Origin of the sequence: Echinicola vietnamensis DSM 17526 (genome assembly GCF_000325705.1) — a bacterium.
Classification (GTDB): domain Bacteria; phylum Bacteroidota; class Bacteroidia; order Cytophagales; family Cyclobacteriaceae; genus Echinicola; species Echinicola vietnamensis.
On the sequence record NC_019904.1, the window covers coordinates 1,918,290 to 1,936,526 of the forward strand.

Below are 18,237 nucleotides of genomic sequence, written 5' to 3' on the forward strand. Positions count from 1 at the left end.
ATACAAATCGCAACGACAATGAATAGAAGATATCAATATTTCTTGCTGTGCCTTATCTGCCTAGGAGCCTTTTCCTGTGGTGATCAGTGGGAAGAGCATAATGAGGCCACACAAGACCTGAACAACAACTTGGTGCAAATGATCCGCGCAGATGCGGATCTGAGCACCTTTGCTTCCCTGCTGGAGCAAAGTGGGCTGGATGCTCAGCTGGCATCCGGTTCCTATACCGTATGGGCCCCCAATAACGCGGCCCTGGAAAACCTGCCCGAAAGCATCACCGGAGATAAAGCGGCATTAAAGGCCTTCGTGGGAAACCACATCGGTTACCAACAGCGCCTCAGCCACCAGGCGGAAGATACACTTATGCGGGTAAAGATGCTCAATGACAAAGTCAATGTACTGCGTCAAAACAGCATCACCTCCGTGGACCAGACGGCAAATTTTGACTATGCAGACCGCCTGTCCAAAAATGGGGTATTGTATAAGATCGATCGTTTCCTGGAGGTGAAGAAAAATGTATGGGAAATTGTCAAGGAAAGATCGGATAATCCCGTCAGCCAATTGATTACAGGAATGACCATTACCGATTCCTTGACCAATGAAACGTACAACTATTTCGAGTACGACGTGACCGATCTCGCCAATGAAGACAGTACGTACACCTTTTTCCTTTTAAATGATGAGGCGTATGGAACCTTTAAAATGGCCATGGAGCCTTATTTTAAGGACACCCTACCCGAAACCGAAACACTTTCGATGCCCCTTTCCTTGGGGCTCGCCAAGGACTTGGTGTTTACGACGGCCTATTATGACAATGTGCCCGACACGATCCTTTCCGTGGACAGTGTGAAGGTGGCTTTCCATGCCGATCAGGTAGTGGAAAAGATCAATGCTTCCAATGGCGTGGTCTACCTAATGAATGGCTATGACTATAAACTCTCGGACAAGATTCCAGAGATCAAAATCGAGGGTGAATATTACGACGGGCTCAGCGACGGTTCCGGTCCGGTAAATATCCGCGCCAGAACTTGGGCTTCCAACAATCGCGATCTGCTGGTGATCAATAGCGGCATCGCAGGATACAGTGTACGGTACGAAGTCCCTCAGGCACATTCTACCAAGTACGATATCTATTGGCGGGCTGTAAATGACGATTATATCCCGCGGACCAATGAACAGCGGATTGCGGTGGATTCGGTTCAGAATGAATTGTTTTCCCTGATGTTTGTGGTGCCCAATACGTACGAAGAAGTGTATATAGGGCAGCATGAGGTGCAAAATTACGGTGACCTTAGGTTATTGTTACAGTCATATCCGACGACAAGCAACGATTGGAACAGCTTGGTGCTCGATTATATACGTTTGGTACCGGTATTTGAATAAACCCAAAACAAGAAACGATGAAGCGAAAAAATATACAGAAATTTTGTACCGCCATGCTGGCATTGCAAATGGGTTTTGCCGGTACGGTATGGGCGCAGGAGGTAGAGGAAGTCAAGGTACAGCCCAATCAGCAGATGGATTACTTGATCGAAAAGGTCACGGGCCGGGTGATTTCCAAAAGCACCGGTGAACCACTGGAAGGGCTTAGCATTGCCTATCAGGACCTCTCGGCTACTTTTACCAATTCCAATGGGGAATTTGAACTGATGGTGCCGGCTTATACGACGACCATTCGGGTAAACTTCGGCGATCAGTTGGTAAAGGAAATTCCCTTAAAAGGCCGTGATCAACTGGAAATAGCCCTGACCGCTATGGAATTGGCAGCTGCTGGCAGCGGATTTGTCCAATTGCCATATGAGGAAGTAGACCGCAGGCATGTGGCCGGGGCGGTGTCCGCTGTGGATTATTCCGCAGCGGCAAAATTAAAGGCCAATAGCCCTGAGACTTTTACACAGGGAGCGGCCGCCGGGGTGAACATGATCAGAAGGGCCGGCACGCCCGGAATGGGCGCGGACATGTTTATCCGCGGTCTGGGGTCCTTAAATGCCAGTACGCAGCCGCTGGTGGTCGTGGATGGTATGATCTATGATATGGATGCTTACCAGGGGTCCATCCTGAACGGTTACAGCTCCAATCCATTGTCCTTCTTGGACGTAAAGTACATCGATAACATTTCCTTTATCAAAGATGGCGGATCTATTTACGGTACCAAAGGTGCCAATGGTGTCATTTTGATCACCACATCACGGGCAAAGGACCTGACCACAAAGATTGATTTTTACACCTATGGAGGGGTAAACATCCAGCCCAAGAATTTGCCCGTCATGGAGGCAGATGAATTTAAGCCTTACTATGCTGAAATGCTGGCAAGCAGTGGCCTGACCACCAATGAGGTCATTGGCAACCGCTATTTGAATGAGCGGGCAGATACCTTGGGATATTATAATTACCATAACAATACCAATTGGCAGGACCAAGTCATGCGGACCAGTTATGACCAGAATTATTACATTAAGGTATCCGGTGGGGACAATATCGCACGCTACGCCCTTTCCCTTGGGCATTTGAAAAGCAGCAGCATCATGGACCTGGAAGACATGTCCCGTTCCAATGTCCGGTTCAATGCGGATTTCCAGATCACCGAGAAACTGACGGCAGGTACGAACATGTCCTTTTCCTATGCCGTGAACAACCTGCATGAATATGGTTTCGGTGCTGAGTCGGTCAGTCCATTGTACCTTGGGTTGGTCAAGTCACCGTTTTTGGCGCCGAATATTTACTCTGAAGAGGGAATTCGGTCTCCTAATTTGAGTGATGTGGATTCCTTGGGAATCAGTAACCCCAGGGCCATGGTCGAAAATATGAGCGGTCAAAACAGGCGGTACAGGTTCTTTGGCTCATACGATGCCAAATACCAGTTTAATGAGCACTTTAGCTTGCAGACCTTGTTTGGCCTGACCATAGACAAAAACCGGGAATCTTTCTTTATTCCAGACTTAGGTACGGACGAAACAGAAGGTCCCAATGCGGAGATCAGAAATGAAATTGGCGGACAGGTGCAGCGGTTGTTCAGTACTTACAGCGATTCCCGCTTTGATTATACCAATACATTTGGTTTTGCACATGACCTGAATGTGGGGCTAGGATTCCGATACAACAGCAATAAGCTACAGGAAGACAGGGGATTTGCTTATAATTCCGGTACGGATGACTTGATCACCCTCAATTCCGGTGTAATTACCCTGAACGATGCCAACGCTGTTGCGGGAGATTGGATATGGATGAGTTATTATGCGGATGTAAATTACAGCTACTTGGATAAGTATTTCATCGATGTGGATGTTGCCGTGGACGGCTCTTCCCGCTTTGGAAAGCAAACGGCTGACGGCATCGGGTTGTTTGGCCATCGTTTTGGCGTATTTCCTTCTATCAAAGGAGCATGGTTAATTTCTTCAGAGGACTTTATGTCCGGAGTAAACCTGGACTTGCTGAAGTTACGATTGAGCTATAGCCAGACGGGTAATGATGGCATTGGCAATTATAAATACATGCAGACCTACAGTGGAAGCAATATGCTGGCCCTTCAGGGCTTGGTGCGAAACAACTTGGCCAACGAAGCCATCCAGTGGGAAACCAACTCCAAGGTGAATGCCGGGATCGACTTCGCATCGGCAAACAGTGTGTTTGGCTTAAGCGTGGATGTTTATCAAAATACCATCAGCAATATGCTGACCCTTCAGCCCTTGGAGGCCTTCACAGGATTGGACTATTACTTTGCCAATGGTGGAGAAATGACCAATACCGGCGTGGATGTGGGGCTTTCTGCCAAAGTGCTTGACCGGGAGGTGAAATTGACCTTGGCGGCGCAGGTGGGTACCTATAAAAATGAAGTGAAGGACTTGCCTTATTCACACCGGATTACCCCTGTGGCAGGAGGTGAAGTGATCACCACCGTAGGCGAGTCGGCCTCCATGTTTTATGGTTATCAGACCGAAGGTGTTTACAGTACTTCAGAAGAGGCGAGTACAGCGGGCCTCAGCACCTATTTGCCAGATGGTACTTTGGGAGCATTTGGGGCAGGAGATGTGAAGTTTGTGGATCAAAACAATGACAATGTCATCGATGAAAAAGACCGGACAATCATAGGCAATCCCAATCCTGATTTTTATGGTGGTTTCTCCCTCCATGCGGCCTATCAGCGCTTTACCTTTGATGCAGCCTTTTCTTTTAGCGTCGGAAACGATGTATATAATTATGTCCGCCACGAGCTGGAGAGCATGTCCGGCTATGAAAACCAGCTGGAAAGTGTCCGCAACCGATGGAGAACAGAGGGACAGAAAACCAATATGCCACAACTGGCTTATGGTGACCCGATGGGCAACAGCCGTTTTTCAGATCGCTGGATCGAGGACGGTTCTTACCTCCGCCTAAAGACCCTTAGCGTGAATTATACGATTCCGATCAATGGGGACATTGTAAAAAACATCGATGTCTATGCCTCTGGACAAAACCTGCTGACCTTTACCAATTACCTTGGTTATGATCCGGAATTCAGCTACACCAGTAGTGTTTTTGGGCAAGGTGTAGATGTGGGGCTTACCCCACAGTTTACCAGTGTGTTGTTAGGCCTTAAAATAGGACTGTAATCATGGAAAAGTTAACGAGAATTTTAAATGCTTCAACGATGAAAATGATACATATTCCTGTCAAAAAATACCTCGGAATGGCCATGCTGAGCTTGGGGCTGTTTTCCTGCTCAGACATGCTGGAAGTAGAACCTTCGGCAGAATTGGACAAGGACCGTTATTACCAAAATGAATTTGATGCGGACGCTGCAGTCATCGGCGTATATGGCCAGCTGATGGGATTGGCAGAGCAATATGTCGTGCTGAATGAAGTACGGGCGGATTTGATAGAAGCCACCATGATGGCCGATGCAGACCTGACGGATTTGAGCAATCACAGCGTCGTGGCATCTGATCATAATAAATATGCGGATCCCAAACCTTTCTATGAAATCATCCTTAATTGTAACGATGCACTGGAGGGATTGGGGAAAATGCGCGATGAAAACCGGATCACGGAAGAGCAGTATGTCCAACGGTATTCGGATATCGGTGCCGTTCGCTCTTGGGTGTACCTTCAGCTGGGCATTCACTTTGGAGAGGTGCCGTATGTGACCCAGAGTCTGGAATCGATTGACCAGGTGAATAATCCTTCCATGTCTCCAAGGCTGAGTTTATCGGAGTTAGTGGACGAACTGGTGAAGTTCATGGAGACACTGCCTTATATGGATGCCTATCCAAATAATGTGGGACTGGTTGGAAATTATGACGGATACAATATGGCGCCTTTTTTCATCAGCAAAAAGCTGGTCATGGGGGATTTATACCTTTGGCAAGGAAACTATCAGCAAGCAGCCGCAAACTATCGTGATATCATGGAAACCGCGACTGCGGGAGGGCCATCAAATAATGACTATTACGATCGATACAGGATGTCTTGGGGAGGTGGTTCTAAGTTTAATGTCAAGTACGGTAAAGATAATGATATCAATACCCTATTGGACAATAACTCCGATGGATGGCGAAGTATCTTTGGAATGGCTTCTGGAGAGCGTTATGAGGTGACTGAGTGGGTTTGGGTCATGCATTATGACAGTGATTTTGCTCCAGAATATCCTTTTGTAAGGTTGTTTGCCAATTCTGGTGACGGAGAATATCAGCTCAAGCCTTCAAAGGAAGTCTTGGATCTTTGGCATGAGCAGACTCAATGGAATAATTTTGAGTTTGATGCAAGAGGGGCGTTGTCCACAAACAACTGGGAAACGGATTATCCTGAAGTGGCAAAATATACCTTCCATTATAATCCCATGACCTCTCCCTTGGTAAAGGATGGCAAATGGTTTTTGGAAAGGGCAGCATCTGTTCACTTGAAATATGCCGAGGCGGCCAATCGTGACAACAGTATTGATGAACTGCCCAAGCTGGCCAGGGCATTGGTGAATGAAAGCCTGAATGCTGCGTATACCCCGGATGATTTTTCTGGGGACGATGTGACCGATGTTCAAAACACACTCTATTTGTCTTATCCTTACGATTTTGATGCCAGACAAGGAGATTTTCCCTTTTATCGAGGTACTTGGTACCGTCATCAAGGGATTCGTGGAAGAGCTTATTTGCCACCGGTAACGCTTCCAGAAGAAATCACTACTATTCAGGCGGAAAGGGACTGGACAGAGGAAATGATCATAGATGAAACGGCTCTGGAACTGGCCTTCGAAGGACACCGTTGGCCGCAGCTGTTGAGAATGGCGATGCGCGCAAACGATCCATCGATTTTGGCCGACAGGGTCTATGATAAAATGTCCAAGTCCAATGATCCAGAGACTGTATCCCGCGCAGCAGGTGTTAGGGCCAAGCTTATGGCAGGTGACTGGTTCTTGCCGTTTCACTGGGAGGAGTAAAGGATAATGGCGCAAAAAAGGAAGGAGTGGTCTCATAATTTATCGCCATTGCGGTTCCGATGAATTTCGGAAGAAGCCTGCCTACGGTCAGGCAGGCTTTGCTCGGCTCGTGATGACCTAATTTTTAAATTATAAGACAGGTCTCTTTCTAAGTATTGCCCTTTAAGTGAAATACATAAAATTGTATACAAAACAACTATAAAGATTTTATGCAATCGTTTGTACTGTAAGTGGAAAGCATTATATTAAGCCAATATTAACAATCACCCAAAAAGATGAAAAAGTACGTTAATCTTAAAGGAAAATCCGGCCTCAGCTGGAAAGAACGACTGTTGGTTTATTTGGCTACCATACTGCTTTGTATCTTGGCGGCAAACTTCCGCCCCGAAATACAGCACTTTACAGGAAATCATCAAAATATGAATGTTGAAATTTCCACTATTGAAAAATAAACCATGTATACCAACTTATTTAAAAACGGCAAGGTGATGAACCTTGCCGTTCTACTTTCACTCTCTTGTATATCATTTTCAGCTCCTGCCCAGCACCAACGGCAGATGGAGGCCTTGGACAGAGGCCTAGTGGCGATGCCAACTCCAGAAGGGGGGAATTTCGTCAGCTGGAGGGTACTCGGTACCGAGCCCGAAGATATCAGTTTTAACCTGTATAGGATTTCGGCTTCTGGCGATGCTGAAAAGCTCAATCCCACTCCATTGACCAAGGCCAGCAGCTTTTTGGATGAAGCCGCTGCTGGTGGGGATGTTTCCTATCAAGTGAAGGCCATCATTGATGGTAAAGAGCAAGAAGGAACCAAAGCAGTTGCCGTTTGGAACCAAGGGTACCTTTCCGTAGCCCTCCAAACCCCGGAAGGCTATATGCCCAACGACGCCTCCGTAGGGGACCTCAATGGCGATGGGCAATATGAACTTGTGCTGCACCAAGCCGGCAAAACACACGACAATTCCCACAAGGGCTTGACAGATCCGCCCATTTTGCAGGCCTATACCTTGGAAGGGGAGATGCTCTGGGAAATCAACTTGGGCAAAAACATCAGAGATGGAGCCCATTACACCCAGTTTATGGTCTATGACCTGGATGGTGACGGCAAGGCTGAAGTGGCCTGTAAAACGGCCGATGGTACCACTGATGGACTTGGTACCGTCATCGGTGACCCACAAGCCGATTGGCGCAATGACGATGGCTATATCCTGGAAGGACCTGAGTTTCTGACCATTTTTGACGGCCAGACCGGTAAGGCTTTGGCGACGACGGATTATATTCCTCCCAGGCATCCTGGAAAACTGCATCCCACTACTGAAGAACTCAAGTCCCTATGGGGCGATGGCTATGGCAACCGTATGGATCGTTTTTTGGCTGGTATTGCCTACCTGGACGGGGAGCGGCCCAGCCTGATCATGACCAGAGGCTATTATACACGAACCGTGCTGGCGGCTTGGAATTGGCGTGATGGGGAATTGTCCGAAGTGTGGACGTTTGACAGTGAAGATGGTGATCCTGTCCATAAGCCGTATGGAGGCCAGGGCTATCACAGCCTTTCTGTCGGAGATATTGATGAAGACGGCAAGGATGAGGTTGTATTTGGAGCCATGGCGATCGATGATGACGGTACCGGGATCTACACGACGGGCCTTGGGCACGGAGATGCCTTACATCTTTCGGACATTGATCCGGAGCGCCCAGGCATGGAGGTTTTTGGGATCCACGAACATGTAAAACATGAGCATGGTGCCAATCTAAGGGATGCGGCCACGGGCGAAATTATCTGGTCTTATCCTTCTCCTGATGTGGGCCGTGGTTTGGCCATTGACATCGATCCGCGGTACGAAGGCTATGAGTGCTGGGCTTCCGGAGAAGGGCTGCACGGCCTATGGAATGTGAAAGGAGAGATGATTTCCGAGCGTAAGCCCCGTTCCTGTAACATGGGCATTTGGTGGGATGGTGATTTGCTCAGGGAAATCCTTAACGGTGTGGACATTGACAAGTGGGACTTTGAAGCAGAGCGATCAGAAAGGATTTTTACCGGTGAAAATTATAACATGGCCAAAAACAACGGCACAAAATCCAACCCCGCCTTGTGTGCAGATATTTTTGGTGACTGGCGAGAAGAGCTGATCGGCAGAACGGCAGACGGCCGTGAATTAAGGATTTTTAGCACTACCATTCCTACGGAATACCGCTTGTATACCTTGATGCACGATCCTGTTTATCGCCTTAGCATTGCATGGCAAAATGTGGGGTACAATCAGCCGGCACATACTGGATTTTACCTAGGAGCAGGCATGACCAAGCCTCCAAAGCCGCAGATAAGTAGCAAGTGACAAGTATCAAGTATTAAGTAGCAAGATGATAGATAAAAGAGTAAAGACAAAAGAGTAAAGATAAAAGAAGAAAGACAGATGTAATCTTTCAATCTTGCTTGGTGGTGCTGGGGCGGAGCCCCAGCACTGGCAAGTTTAGAGTCTCTGACTCAAGTGAACTATTTCTGGCCTGTCTACCGGAGAAATCCCCAGTCTTCCAATGTTAAAATCTTTCAATTCTAAAAAGCTTCAAATTCAAAACCGACCATGACAGACCAGAAGAGTTTCGTCAGTGTTTTTACTTACTTTGAAACCGTAATATTAAAAAATACACATCATGAAGCATTCTTTTTGGTTAGTTGGATCGGCAGTTTTCTTGGCATGTGCCTGTAGCCCGGAAACAAAAGAGGAAAAACCGTTACAGTTTACCGTTACCAATCAAGCAGCGCTGGCATTGACAGATAAGCCAGTAACGCTCAAAAGGGGCGATTTCCCTGACTTGGAAGGACATTCCGGCAAACTGCCCTTGGTCATTTCAGCAGGAGATACCATTGCTACCCAATGGGACGATACGGACGGTGATGGGAAGTGGGATGAATTGTTTTTTGTGACTGACCTTGCGGCAAATGATACCAAAACCTATACAGTAGGCTGGGCTGAAGAAGCACCTGAATTTGCCCCACGCACCAGTGTTCGCTTTGGTAAGCGTGAAGGGGCGGACATTCCTCTTCATCCGGCAATGGGTGATACACTGCCTGCTGACGGACTGCCCAAAAGCGTGGGCTATCAGCCTTACCAAACGGATGGCCCCACTTGGGAAAACGATAAGGTAGGTTTTCGCCACTATTTTGACGGTCGGAATGCCAAGGACCTGTTTGGCAAAAAGACATCGGCCATGAGTCCTGAAGATGTAGGCATCAGCAGTGAAGGAGCGGTCGAAGATAATTATCACGTCATGCACGATTGGGGCCGCGATATATTGGCTGTGGGCAATTCCGTAGGCCTTGGTGGCGTAGCCCTGATGATTGATGGTGAGCCTGCCAGATTGGGGGTTACGGTAAACGATGCCGTCAATAATGTGGAGGAGAGTGTATTTCAAATAGTAAAGGAAGGCCCTGTACGCTCTGTGATTCAGTACAATTATAACAATTGGCAGACGCATGAACGCAGCTATGATGTCCAAGAAGTCAGCACCATCTGGCCGGGCATGTATGCTTATAAAAATGCCGTTTCCGTAGAAGGCCTTCAGGGTGACGAGACCTTGTTGGTGGGACTGGTCAATATCAATAATGACCGTGAAATCAGTGAGATAGAAGTCAATGACGAATGGGTCGTATTGCTGACCCATGATCAGCAAAGCTATGAAAAGGAATGGTGGCTCGGCATGGCCTTGATCCTGCCAAAAGCAGTATATGAAGGCTATACGGAAGCTCCAGAGGAGGGGCCACTTTCCAAAACCTATTTGGCAAAATTGGCCGTAGAAAATGGCCAACCGGTCGAGTATTTTGCCGCAGCAGGATGGGAGCTTTCTGATGAGCAATTTACCGATAGGGAATATTTTACCGGTTACATTACCAACCTCGTACAGCAGCTGAGCGCTAAGGTTGCGGTGAACTGGGAAGCAAACGGAGAATGAGAAAGTAAGCATTATTGAAGATGGGGGGCATTGTTCAGCCTCCCCTCAAAAATATCATATAATGGAGCGATTATTTTTAATATTCATCACAGGAGCATTTTTGGCTTCCTGTGGAAGTTCCGAAAGTAACAAAACAACGGCTTCGGAAGTGGCAGCGTCGAATAAAGTGTTGGCTGCAGAAGACTTCTCCACGCCATTGGACAGCGCGCGCTGGAAAGTAGAAATGGATGACTTGCCCAATTCGTCTGTCAGCGTAAAAGATGGAAAACTGGTGCTGGACACCAAAGGAGGGGTGACGGTTTGGCTGAACCAAAAGCTGAAAGGGAATATTGAAATCACCTACAAAAGACAGGTCGTCGTGGCTGATGGTCCCAATGATCGCTTATCCGATCTCAACCAGTTTTGGATGGCCACAGATCCCCGCCAGGAGAACTTGTTTACACGGACTGGCAAATTTGAGGAGTATGATTCCCTGAGCATGTATTATGTAGGATTTGGAGGCAATTATAATGGAACCACCCGCTTTCGAGAATACCAAGGGAATGGTGTAAAGACCTTGCTTTTTGACCTTGACGATGAGGCACATTTGCTCAAGCCCAACCATTGGTATACCATTAACATCAAAGTAGAAGACGGAGTGGTCAGCTACTGGGTGGATGGCGAAAAATTCTTTGAATATACCGATGAGACCCCACTTGAAGAAGGTTACTTTGGTTTCAGGTCCACTTGGTCAAGACACGAAATTGATGAGTTGAGGGTGATTAGTCTTGAGATATGAGCCTTGAGATAAATGGCGATGAAGTATCAAAAAAAAAGGTAGGACTTGAGCGTGTTGTTTCGCTGTCTGTGACGCGGGATGCTTAATGTTGAGCTGGCTTCGGCTCCGCTCAGCCACCAAGTTCGGCTCCGCTCAGCCATCAGGTTCGGCTCCGCTCAGCCACCAACTTCGAACATCCGACATTAAACAATTTTCCAATCTTTCAATAATTACCATAAAACCAAATAACCCAACGCAATGAACGACTATTCCCTTTCCCGAAGAAATTTCGTAAAGCGATCTGCCTTGTTTTCAGGTGGGCTTTATATGGCTCCCCAGCTGGCTTCAGCCTTTGATGGGGGCAAAATCAGTGTCCAATCCCCTGTCGACCTTAGCTGGCTGGAAGATCCGAAAAATACTCGTTTTGGAGGGGTGACCTTAGGTGTCCCTTGGCCAAAAGGACAGCTGAAGAAATCAGAATTTTTTATGGCTGATGATACTGGCAAGCAAATTCCAGTGCAGAGTTGGCCATTGGCCTACTGGCCAGACGGGTCCATCAAATGGGCCGGTCTGGCCATTTCGCAGCCGACGGATATGAAAGGCAATTGGAAGCTGATGCCTGGAAAAGGGGTTCGCCCGGAGAAGGAAATATCAGTAGAAGAGACTTCTGCATCCATAAAAGTAGATACAGGTGTTATCCAATGCACAGTGGGCAAAAGTGGCAGTGCTTTGCTTAAAAGTGTCACTCGAAATGGCCGGGAGAGCCTCAAGAACGGAAGGTTAGTGCTTTTAAAGCAGAATGGGATCCTAGGCGAAGTCGAACAGATTGCTACCGCGTTATTTGAAGGAGAAATCAACCAAGTGACGGTGGAGCAAGACGGTTCGGTGCGGGCCGTCATCAAAGTAGAAGGAAAGCACCATACTTCCGGCGAGGAGGCTTGGTTGCCGTTTGTGATCCGTTTTTATTTTTATGCAGGAGAAGCCAATATCCGCACCATGCATACGATTATCTATGATGGGGATGAGGAAAAAGATTTCATAAAAGGCTTGGGCGTACGCTTCGAGGTGCCCATGGAGGATGAATTGTACGACCGTCACGTTCGGTTTGCAGGCAAAGGAGAAGGGGTTTTTGGAGAAGCCGTTCGGGGACTGACGGGATTGAGGAGAGATGCTGGTGAAGCCGTTCGCCAAGCACAAATCAAAGGAGAAAAGACCCCTCCTGAAAGCAGTTTTCCTGATAGTGTTCGATCTAGGTTGCATTATATTCCTGCTTTTGGCGATTATACGTTGTCACAAACCAGTTCCGACGCCTTTTCGATCAGAAAGCGGACAGCATCGGGTCATGCTTGGTTAAAATCAGGCTTTGGCGATCGCAGCAGGGGGACAGGCTATATTGGTGGTCCTGCTGGGGGAGTGGCCTTTGGCATCCGGAATTTCTGGCAGAGCTACCCGGCCCAGCTGGACATCCGAAATGCCGAGACTGATCGCGCAGAAGTGACCATGTGGTTATGGGCTCCCGATGCACCGGCCATGGATCTGCGGTTTTATCATGACGGTATGGGCCAAGACACCTATGAAAAGCAGTTGGATGCGCTTAACATCACCTATGAAGATTACGAGCCGGGATTCGGAACAGCCAAAGGAGTGGCCAGGACCAGTGAGATGCAGCTATGGATTTTAGATAAGACCCCGAGCCACGAGGCCTTTAGTGCTTTGGCCAATGGGGTGGAAACTCCCCCGCAGCTTATGGCCTCGCCGGAATACCTTCACCAGGTGGGGGTGTTTGGAAAAATTTGGGACCTGCCGGACACCAGTACGCCCACCAAATCAAAAATCGAAGCCTATCTGAATGACTATTTTGAGTTTTACAAAGGCCAAATCGATGACCACCGCTGGTATGGCTTTTGGGATTATGGCGATGTAATGCACAGCTACGATTTTGACCGGCATACTTGGCGCTATGATGTCGGAGGCTTTGCCTGGGACAATTCGGAGCTGTCCACAGACCTATGGTTGTGGTATTATTTTCTCCGTACAGGCAGGGCAGATGTTTACCGTATGGCAGAGGCCATGACCCGCCATACAGGAGAAGTGGACGTCCACCATTTGGGTAAGTTTGCACCGCTGGGCAGTCGTCATAATGTAATGCACTGGGGCTGTAGTGCCAAGCAGCTGCGGATATCCACGGCTGCCAATAGGCGCTTCTATTATTTCCTTACCGGAGATGAGCGGGTCGGTGACCTGATGCGTGAGCAGATCAATGCTGTGGCTACCTTGAAAGAAATCCCGCCTACCAGAAAAGTAAGCCGCAAATCTGAGTGGGAGACTGAAGATGATCCCCACCACGTATATGCAGGTTTTGGTACCGATTATAGTGCCATCGCAGCAGCTTGGCTGACAGAGTGGGAGCGAACGGGCAGTAAAGAGATGAAGGAAAAGTTGACGAACAGCATGCGCACCATCGCTGCACAGCCAAAAGGATTTTTTACGGGAGGCAGTCGAATGGACTTGCGGACAGGAGTATTTGAGATCCAAGAGCGTCAACGTGCCGGGGCTTCGCATTTAAGTGCTGTTTTTGGCCTGATGGAAATCTGTGCAGAGTTGATTGAAAACATCGATATGCCGGAGTTTAAAGCTGCGTGGCTACAATATTGCACCCTTTATAATGCTACTGATGAGGAGCAAGAGAAGGCGCTGGGCAATGCCCTCGGCAAGCTCAACTTGGGGCAAGGGCATAGCCGGCTGACCGCCTATGCAGCCAAACAGACCGACGATGCTGCTTTGGCAGAAAGGGCTTGGAAAGAGTTTTTTGGCGGTGCCGCAGGATACCGTTTCGGAAAGCCAAAAATCTATGAGGTGAAAGGTGCCGAAGTCCTGCATCCTGTAGAAGAGGGATATATCTCTACCAATGCCACCGCCCAATGGGGCTTGGCTGCGATCCAATGCCTTGGCTTGATCGGTGATCAATTGAAGGAATAGCTATTAAATAGCCCTCGTTTGTAATGAGGGCTTTCGAAAATGTGCATTTGTAATTCGACTATTCCTCGTTGCAAACGAGGAATAGTCGAGCATGTTTTTGAGGCTTACGAGATTCTACCACAAACGAGAGCTTTCAAAGCCACCCGTACAGCAACGTACAGTTTTTACGTCTATGACCGTTACTTTTGTGGTAATCTAGTCAATGTTAAAACAGAACTTCTTGATGCGTAGTTTTCTCCTTTTGCTTTTGATATTATCCACTTCGGCTTTACGTGGACAATCCTATAAATTTGATTTCGGCAATGGTCCAGTGGCCAAGGGATATGAACAGGTGCTGCCCTCCATGGCTTACGATGCTGCGAGAGGCTATGGCTTTTTGGAGGGGAAATCTCCAAAAGCCGTGAGCAGAGGAGGAAATGCGCTAACAGGAGATTTGATTTCCAGCGATAGCCCTTTCTTTTTTACGGTGGATGTCCCAGAAGGTAATTATGATGTGAAGGTGATATTGGGAGGCTCAGAGGCTCCATCTTCGACGACCATTCGTGTAGAAAATCGCCGATTAATGGTAGATAAGACGGACACAAAAGCCGGAAAGCAGCAAAAGAAACAGTTTTCGGTGCATGTCCGCTATCCCGAAATTGCCGGTACCGATAAAAAAGTCAGGCTAAAATCCCGTGAACTGGAATACTTTCATTGGGATCATCAGCTGACGATCGAATTTAACGGAGAGGCACCCTGTGTAGCATCGGTCGAAATTACCCCAAATACTTCTGCCCCAACGGTCTTTTTAGCCGGAAACAGCACCGTCGTGGACCAGGCCAATGAACCTTGGGCCGCTTGGGGTCAGATGTTTCCTGTGTTTTTCAAGCCTGGTAAAGTAGTCATTGCCAACCATGCGGAATCAGGAGAGACCCTAAAGGCCTTTAAAGGAGCGAGGAGGTTGGAGAATGTACTCAGTATGATGAAGCCAGGGGATTACCTCTTTATCGAATTTGCACACAACGACCAAAAGCCGGGAGGGAGCCATGTGGAGCCCTTTACGACCTATCAGGAAATGATCCGTGAATATGTGGCCGCTGCAGAAGCTAAAGGAGGCATTCCGGTGTTGGTGACTTCCATGCACCGGAGGAGGTTTGATGAGGACGGTAAAATCATCAATACCTTGGAGGAGTACCCTGAAGCCATGCGCCAATTGGCCCAAGAAGATGGAATTGCCCTGATCGATTTGAATGCCATGAGTAAGACGCTTTATGAAGCTTGGGGTGTGGAAGCATCCAAAAAGGCCTTTGTCCACTTTCCTGCGGGAACCTTTAAAGGGCAGATGGAGGATTTTGCAGATAATACCCACTTTAGTACTTACGGAGCCTACCAGTTGGCACGATGTGTCGTGGAAGGTCTGAGAAAAACCGATTTAAAACTCAAAAAATACCTAAAGAAAGATATTCCAACTTTCGATCCGGCCCATCCCCCGCGGTTTGAAGATTTTTATTGGCCACTTAGTCCTAATGTTTCGGTGATCAAACCGGACGGGAATTGAGTTGCAAGTAGCATGATGATAGATAAAAGAGTAAAGAATAAAGAATAAAGAATAAAGAGGAAAGAGATATAGCCGCGCGTTTACAACGAGTCACTATCGAGCTGTGCATTTGCAATGCACGCACGCGTGCGCTGACCGGCATTATAAATGCCGTGTTCGTAAATTCCTCGTTGCAAACGAGGAATAGTGTAGTGTCCTTTCTAGCGTATAAAATCTGAAATCTATTTTAAGTGTATAAAAAACATTTAATTATTTTTTCTTATATTAGAATCCGTTAGTTACCACTAGTAACAGCAGCATTAAGTGAATTCTAATCATAACCTAAACCCATGAAGAAATTTAGACCCCTGATGCTTGGGGTAGCCATGGCACTATTGCCATTCATTGCCCAAGCCCAAGATGAACCTACCGCATTAAAAGTAGCGCTTAACGAAAAGACCGCTGATATCGCCCCGACCATGTGGGGCCTGTTTTTTGAGGATATCAATTTTGCCGCAGATGGAGGGCTCTATGCCGAAATGATTAAAAATTACTCCTTTGAATTTGAAAATCCCATGATGGGGTGGAATCGTGTGGAAGATCATGGGGCAAAGGGCTATGTCTTTAACCAAAACCATGAAGCAGCAGGAGTGAACCACAAATACCTGCGGATGCAACGGCTCAATGAAGCGGGCAACTTTGGTCTTCACAATCAAGGCTTCCGCGGGATAGCGGTAAAAGAAGGGCTGAAGTATACCCTGACGTTTTTGGCCAAAGTTGCCAAGGGCCATAACCTTACCGTCACTGCCAAGCTGCTCGATGAGGATCAAGTGATCGGCGAAGGGTCGGTAAGCGATTTTAGCGATCAATGGGCCGAATATGAAATTGTCATGACGGCTGGTCAAACGCTTGACGGTGTCAACTTCCAGTTTTTGCTGGAAGGCGAAGGAGAATTGGATGTGGACATGATCAGTATGTTCCCTGAAGATACCTGGAAAGGACGTAAAAGAGGCCTGAGAAAAGATTTGGTACAGCTTTTGGCCGACATGAACCCCGGCTTTTTGCGTTTTCCAGGTGGGTGTATCGTAGAGGGATTTGACTTGGAAAACCGTTACCAATGGAAAAAAACGATTGGTGAAATGGAAGACCGGGAAGTGATGAAGAATCGATGGAACATTGAATTTGCCCACCGTACCACACCTGATTACTACCAATCATTTGGAATAGGTTTTTTTGAGTACTTCCAGCTTTCCGAGGAAATTGGTGCTGAGCCATTGCCGATTTTAAGTTGTGGCTTGGCTTGTCAATTCAATACGGGAGAGCAGGTGCCGATCGGCGCCTTGGACCAATATGTGAACGATGCCCTTGATTTGATTGAGTTTGCCAATGGTCCTGTGGACAGCGAATGGGGTTCCAAGCGGGCAGAAATGGGGCATCCAGAACCGTTTGATCTTAAGTTCATCGGTGTGGGCAACGAAAACTGGGGTCCCCAGTACATCGAACGTGCAAAGATTTTTGAGAAAGCCATTAAGGCCGCTTATCCAGAAATAACCATTGTTTCCACATCAGGTCCTTTCCCTGATGGAAGAGAGTTTGAATACCTTTGGGGCGAGCTGAAAAAGATGGACGCCGAATTGGTGGATGAACATTACTACCGTCCACCGTCCTGGTTCCGGGAAAATGCTCGAAGATACGACGATTATGACCGTAACGGACCCAAAGTTTTTGCCGGTGAATATGCTGCCCACAGTACTACAGTAAGTGAAGATTTCAAGCGAAACAATTGGGAGGCTGCCATGTCCGAAGCAGCGTTTATGACGGGATTGGAACGAAATGCAGATATCGTTCGATTGGCATCCTATGCTCCGTTGTTTGCGCATGTGGATGGCTGGCAGTGGAATCCGGATTTGATCTGGTTTGACAATTTACGTTCTTACGGTACCACCAATTATCATGTGCAGAAATTATTTTCTACCAACCCTGGTACCGCAGTAGTACCCATTACGGCTGAAGGAGAAAGCTTGGCAGGGGAAGACGGACTGTACGCTTCTGCTACCATCGATGAAACGACGAATGAGTTGATCTTTAAGGTGGTCAACATCGCCCCTGAGGCGAAGAAGATCACCATTGCCCTTGACGGGAAATATAAAGGTAACGGTAAAGGCACTTGGCTGGAAATGGCCGATAGGGACTTGGAAGCGTATAATTCCCTGGATAATCCTACGGCAGTGAGCCCAAAGACGAAATCTTTTGAGGTCAAAAAGAAGACCATCGAACTGACCCTTCAAGGCCAGTCTGTGAATGTCGGAAAAGTGAAAATTAAGTAAATAGTAACACTAACTGATGAAGGCAGCCAATACCCCTCGTTTTAGGGGTGTTGGTTGCTTTTTTTATGCCCAAATATAGCCCACCTATTACAAATGCCGAGTTTGTAGATTCCTCGTTGCATACGAGGGATAGTGTAGGATTACAGATGAGGAAAAGTGTACGAGGAATGGTGGAGGTATCGGGATTCATTTTTAGAAGCATTCCGTAGACTGTTTGACGGGAAGGTACAGGATAGCGTCTTTGCTTGATCTTTCTAACTTGTTCTTGAATCTGGGGATATCCCCGTTTATTGTT

General features: G+C 47.5%; 10 protein-coding genes. All 10 read left to right on the top strand.

Annotation, left to right across the window (positions count from 1 at the left end; all coding sequences use genetic code 11):
- Nucleotides 1-18: 18 nt before the first annotated feature.
- The 10 genes from ECHVI_RS08105 to ECHVI_RS08150 all read left to right on the top strand — a co-directional run bounded on the left by ECHVI_RS08105 (nucleotide 19) and on the right by ECHVI_RS08150 (nucleotide 17,942).
- Nucleotides 19-1,383, top strand: coding sequence for a fasciclin domain-containing protein (locus ECHVI_RS08105; RefSeq protein ID WP_015265480.1), 1,365 nt, complete (start codon nucleotides 19-21; stop codon nucleotides 1,381-1,383).
- 17 nt (nucleotides 1,384-1,400) lie between these two features.
- A complete protein-coding gene (locus tag ECHVI_RS08110; RefSeq protein ID WP_015265481.1) occupies nucleotides 1,401-4,589 on the top strand; it encodes a SusC/RagA family TonB-linked outer membrane protein in 3,189 nt (1,062 codons plus the stop codon).
- A 38-nt stretch (nucleotides 4,590-4,627) separates the two neighbouring features.
- Nucleotides 4,628-6,409 carry a RagB/SusD family nutrient uptake outer membrane protein gene (locus tag ECHVI_RS08115; RefSeq protein ID WP_015265482.1) on the top strand — a complete coding sequence of 594 codons (1,782 nt, stop codon included), beginning with the start codon at nucleotides 4,628-4,630 and terminating at the stop codon, nucleotides 6,407-6,409.
- Nucleotides 6,410-6,684: 275 nt separating this feature from the next.
- Complete coding sequence (locus tag ECHVI_RS23840) at nucleotides 6,685-6,861, top strand: hypothetical protein (RefSeq protein ID WP_015265483.1); 177 nt, start codon at nucleotides 6,685-6,687, stop codon at nucleotides 6,859-6,861.
- Between the two features lie 3 nt (nucleotides 6,862-6,864).
- Nucleotides 6,865-8,748 carry a rhamnogalacturonan lyase gene (locus ECHVI_RS23845; RefSeq protein ID WP_015265484.1) on the top strand — a complete coding sequence of 628 codons (1,884 nt, stop codon included), beginning with the start codon at nucleotides 6,865-6,867 and terminating at the stop codon, nucleotides 8,746-8,748.
- A gap of 316 nt (nucleotides 8,749-9,064) precedes the next feature.
- Nucleotides 9,065-10,363 (top strand): DUF4861 domain-containing protein, encoded by a 1,299-nt coding sequence (locus tag ECHVI_RS08130; RefSeq protein WP_015265485.1) that lies wholly within the window; start codon nucleotides 9,065-9,067, stop codon nucleotides 10,361-10,363.
- A 61-nt stretch (nucleotides 10,364-10,424) separates the two neighbouring features.
- Nucleotides 10,425-11,141, top strand: coding sequence for a DUF6250 domain-containing protein (locus ECHVI_RS08135; RefSeq protein WP_015265486.1), 717 nt, complete (start codon nucleotides 10,425-10,427; stop codon nucleotides 11,139-11,141).
- A 237-nt stretch (nucleotides 11,142-11,378) separates the two neighbouring features.
- Nucleotides 11,379-14,099, top strand: a complete 2,721-nt coding sequence (locus tag ECHVI_RS08140) for an exo-rhamnogalacturonan lyase family protein (RefSeq protein WP_015265488.1) — start codon at nucleotides 11,379-11,381, stop codon at nucleotides 14,097-14,099.
- A 223-nt stretch (nucleotides 14,100-14,322) separates the two neighbouring features.
- Nucleotides 14,323-15,636: a rhamnogalacturonan acetylesterase gene (locus ECHVI_RS08145; RefSeq protein ID WP_015265490.1), complete on the top strand. Its 1,314-nt coding sequence runs from the start codon at nucleotides 14,323-14,325 to the stop codon at nucleotides 15,634-15,636.
- 329 nt (nucleotides 15,637-15,965) lie between these two features.
- Nucleotides 15,966-17,942 (top strand): alpha-L-arabinofuranosidase C-terminal domain-containing protein, encoded by a 1,977-nt coding sequence (locus ECHVI_RS08150; protein ID WP_015265491.1) that lies wholly within the window; start codon nucleotides 15,966-15,968, stop codon nucleotides 17,940-17,942.
- The last annotated feature ends 295 nt before the right edge of the window (nucleotides 17,943-18,237 follow it).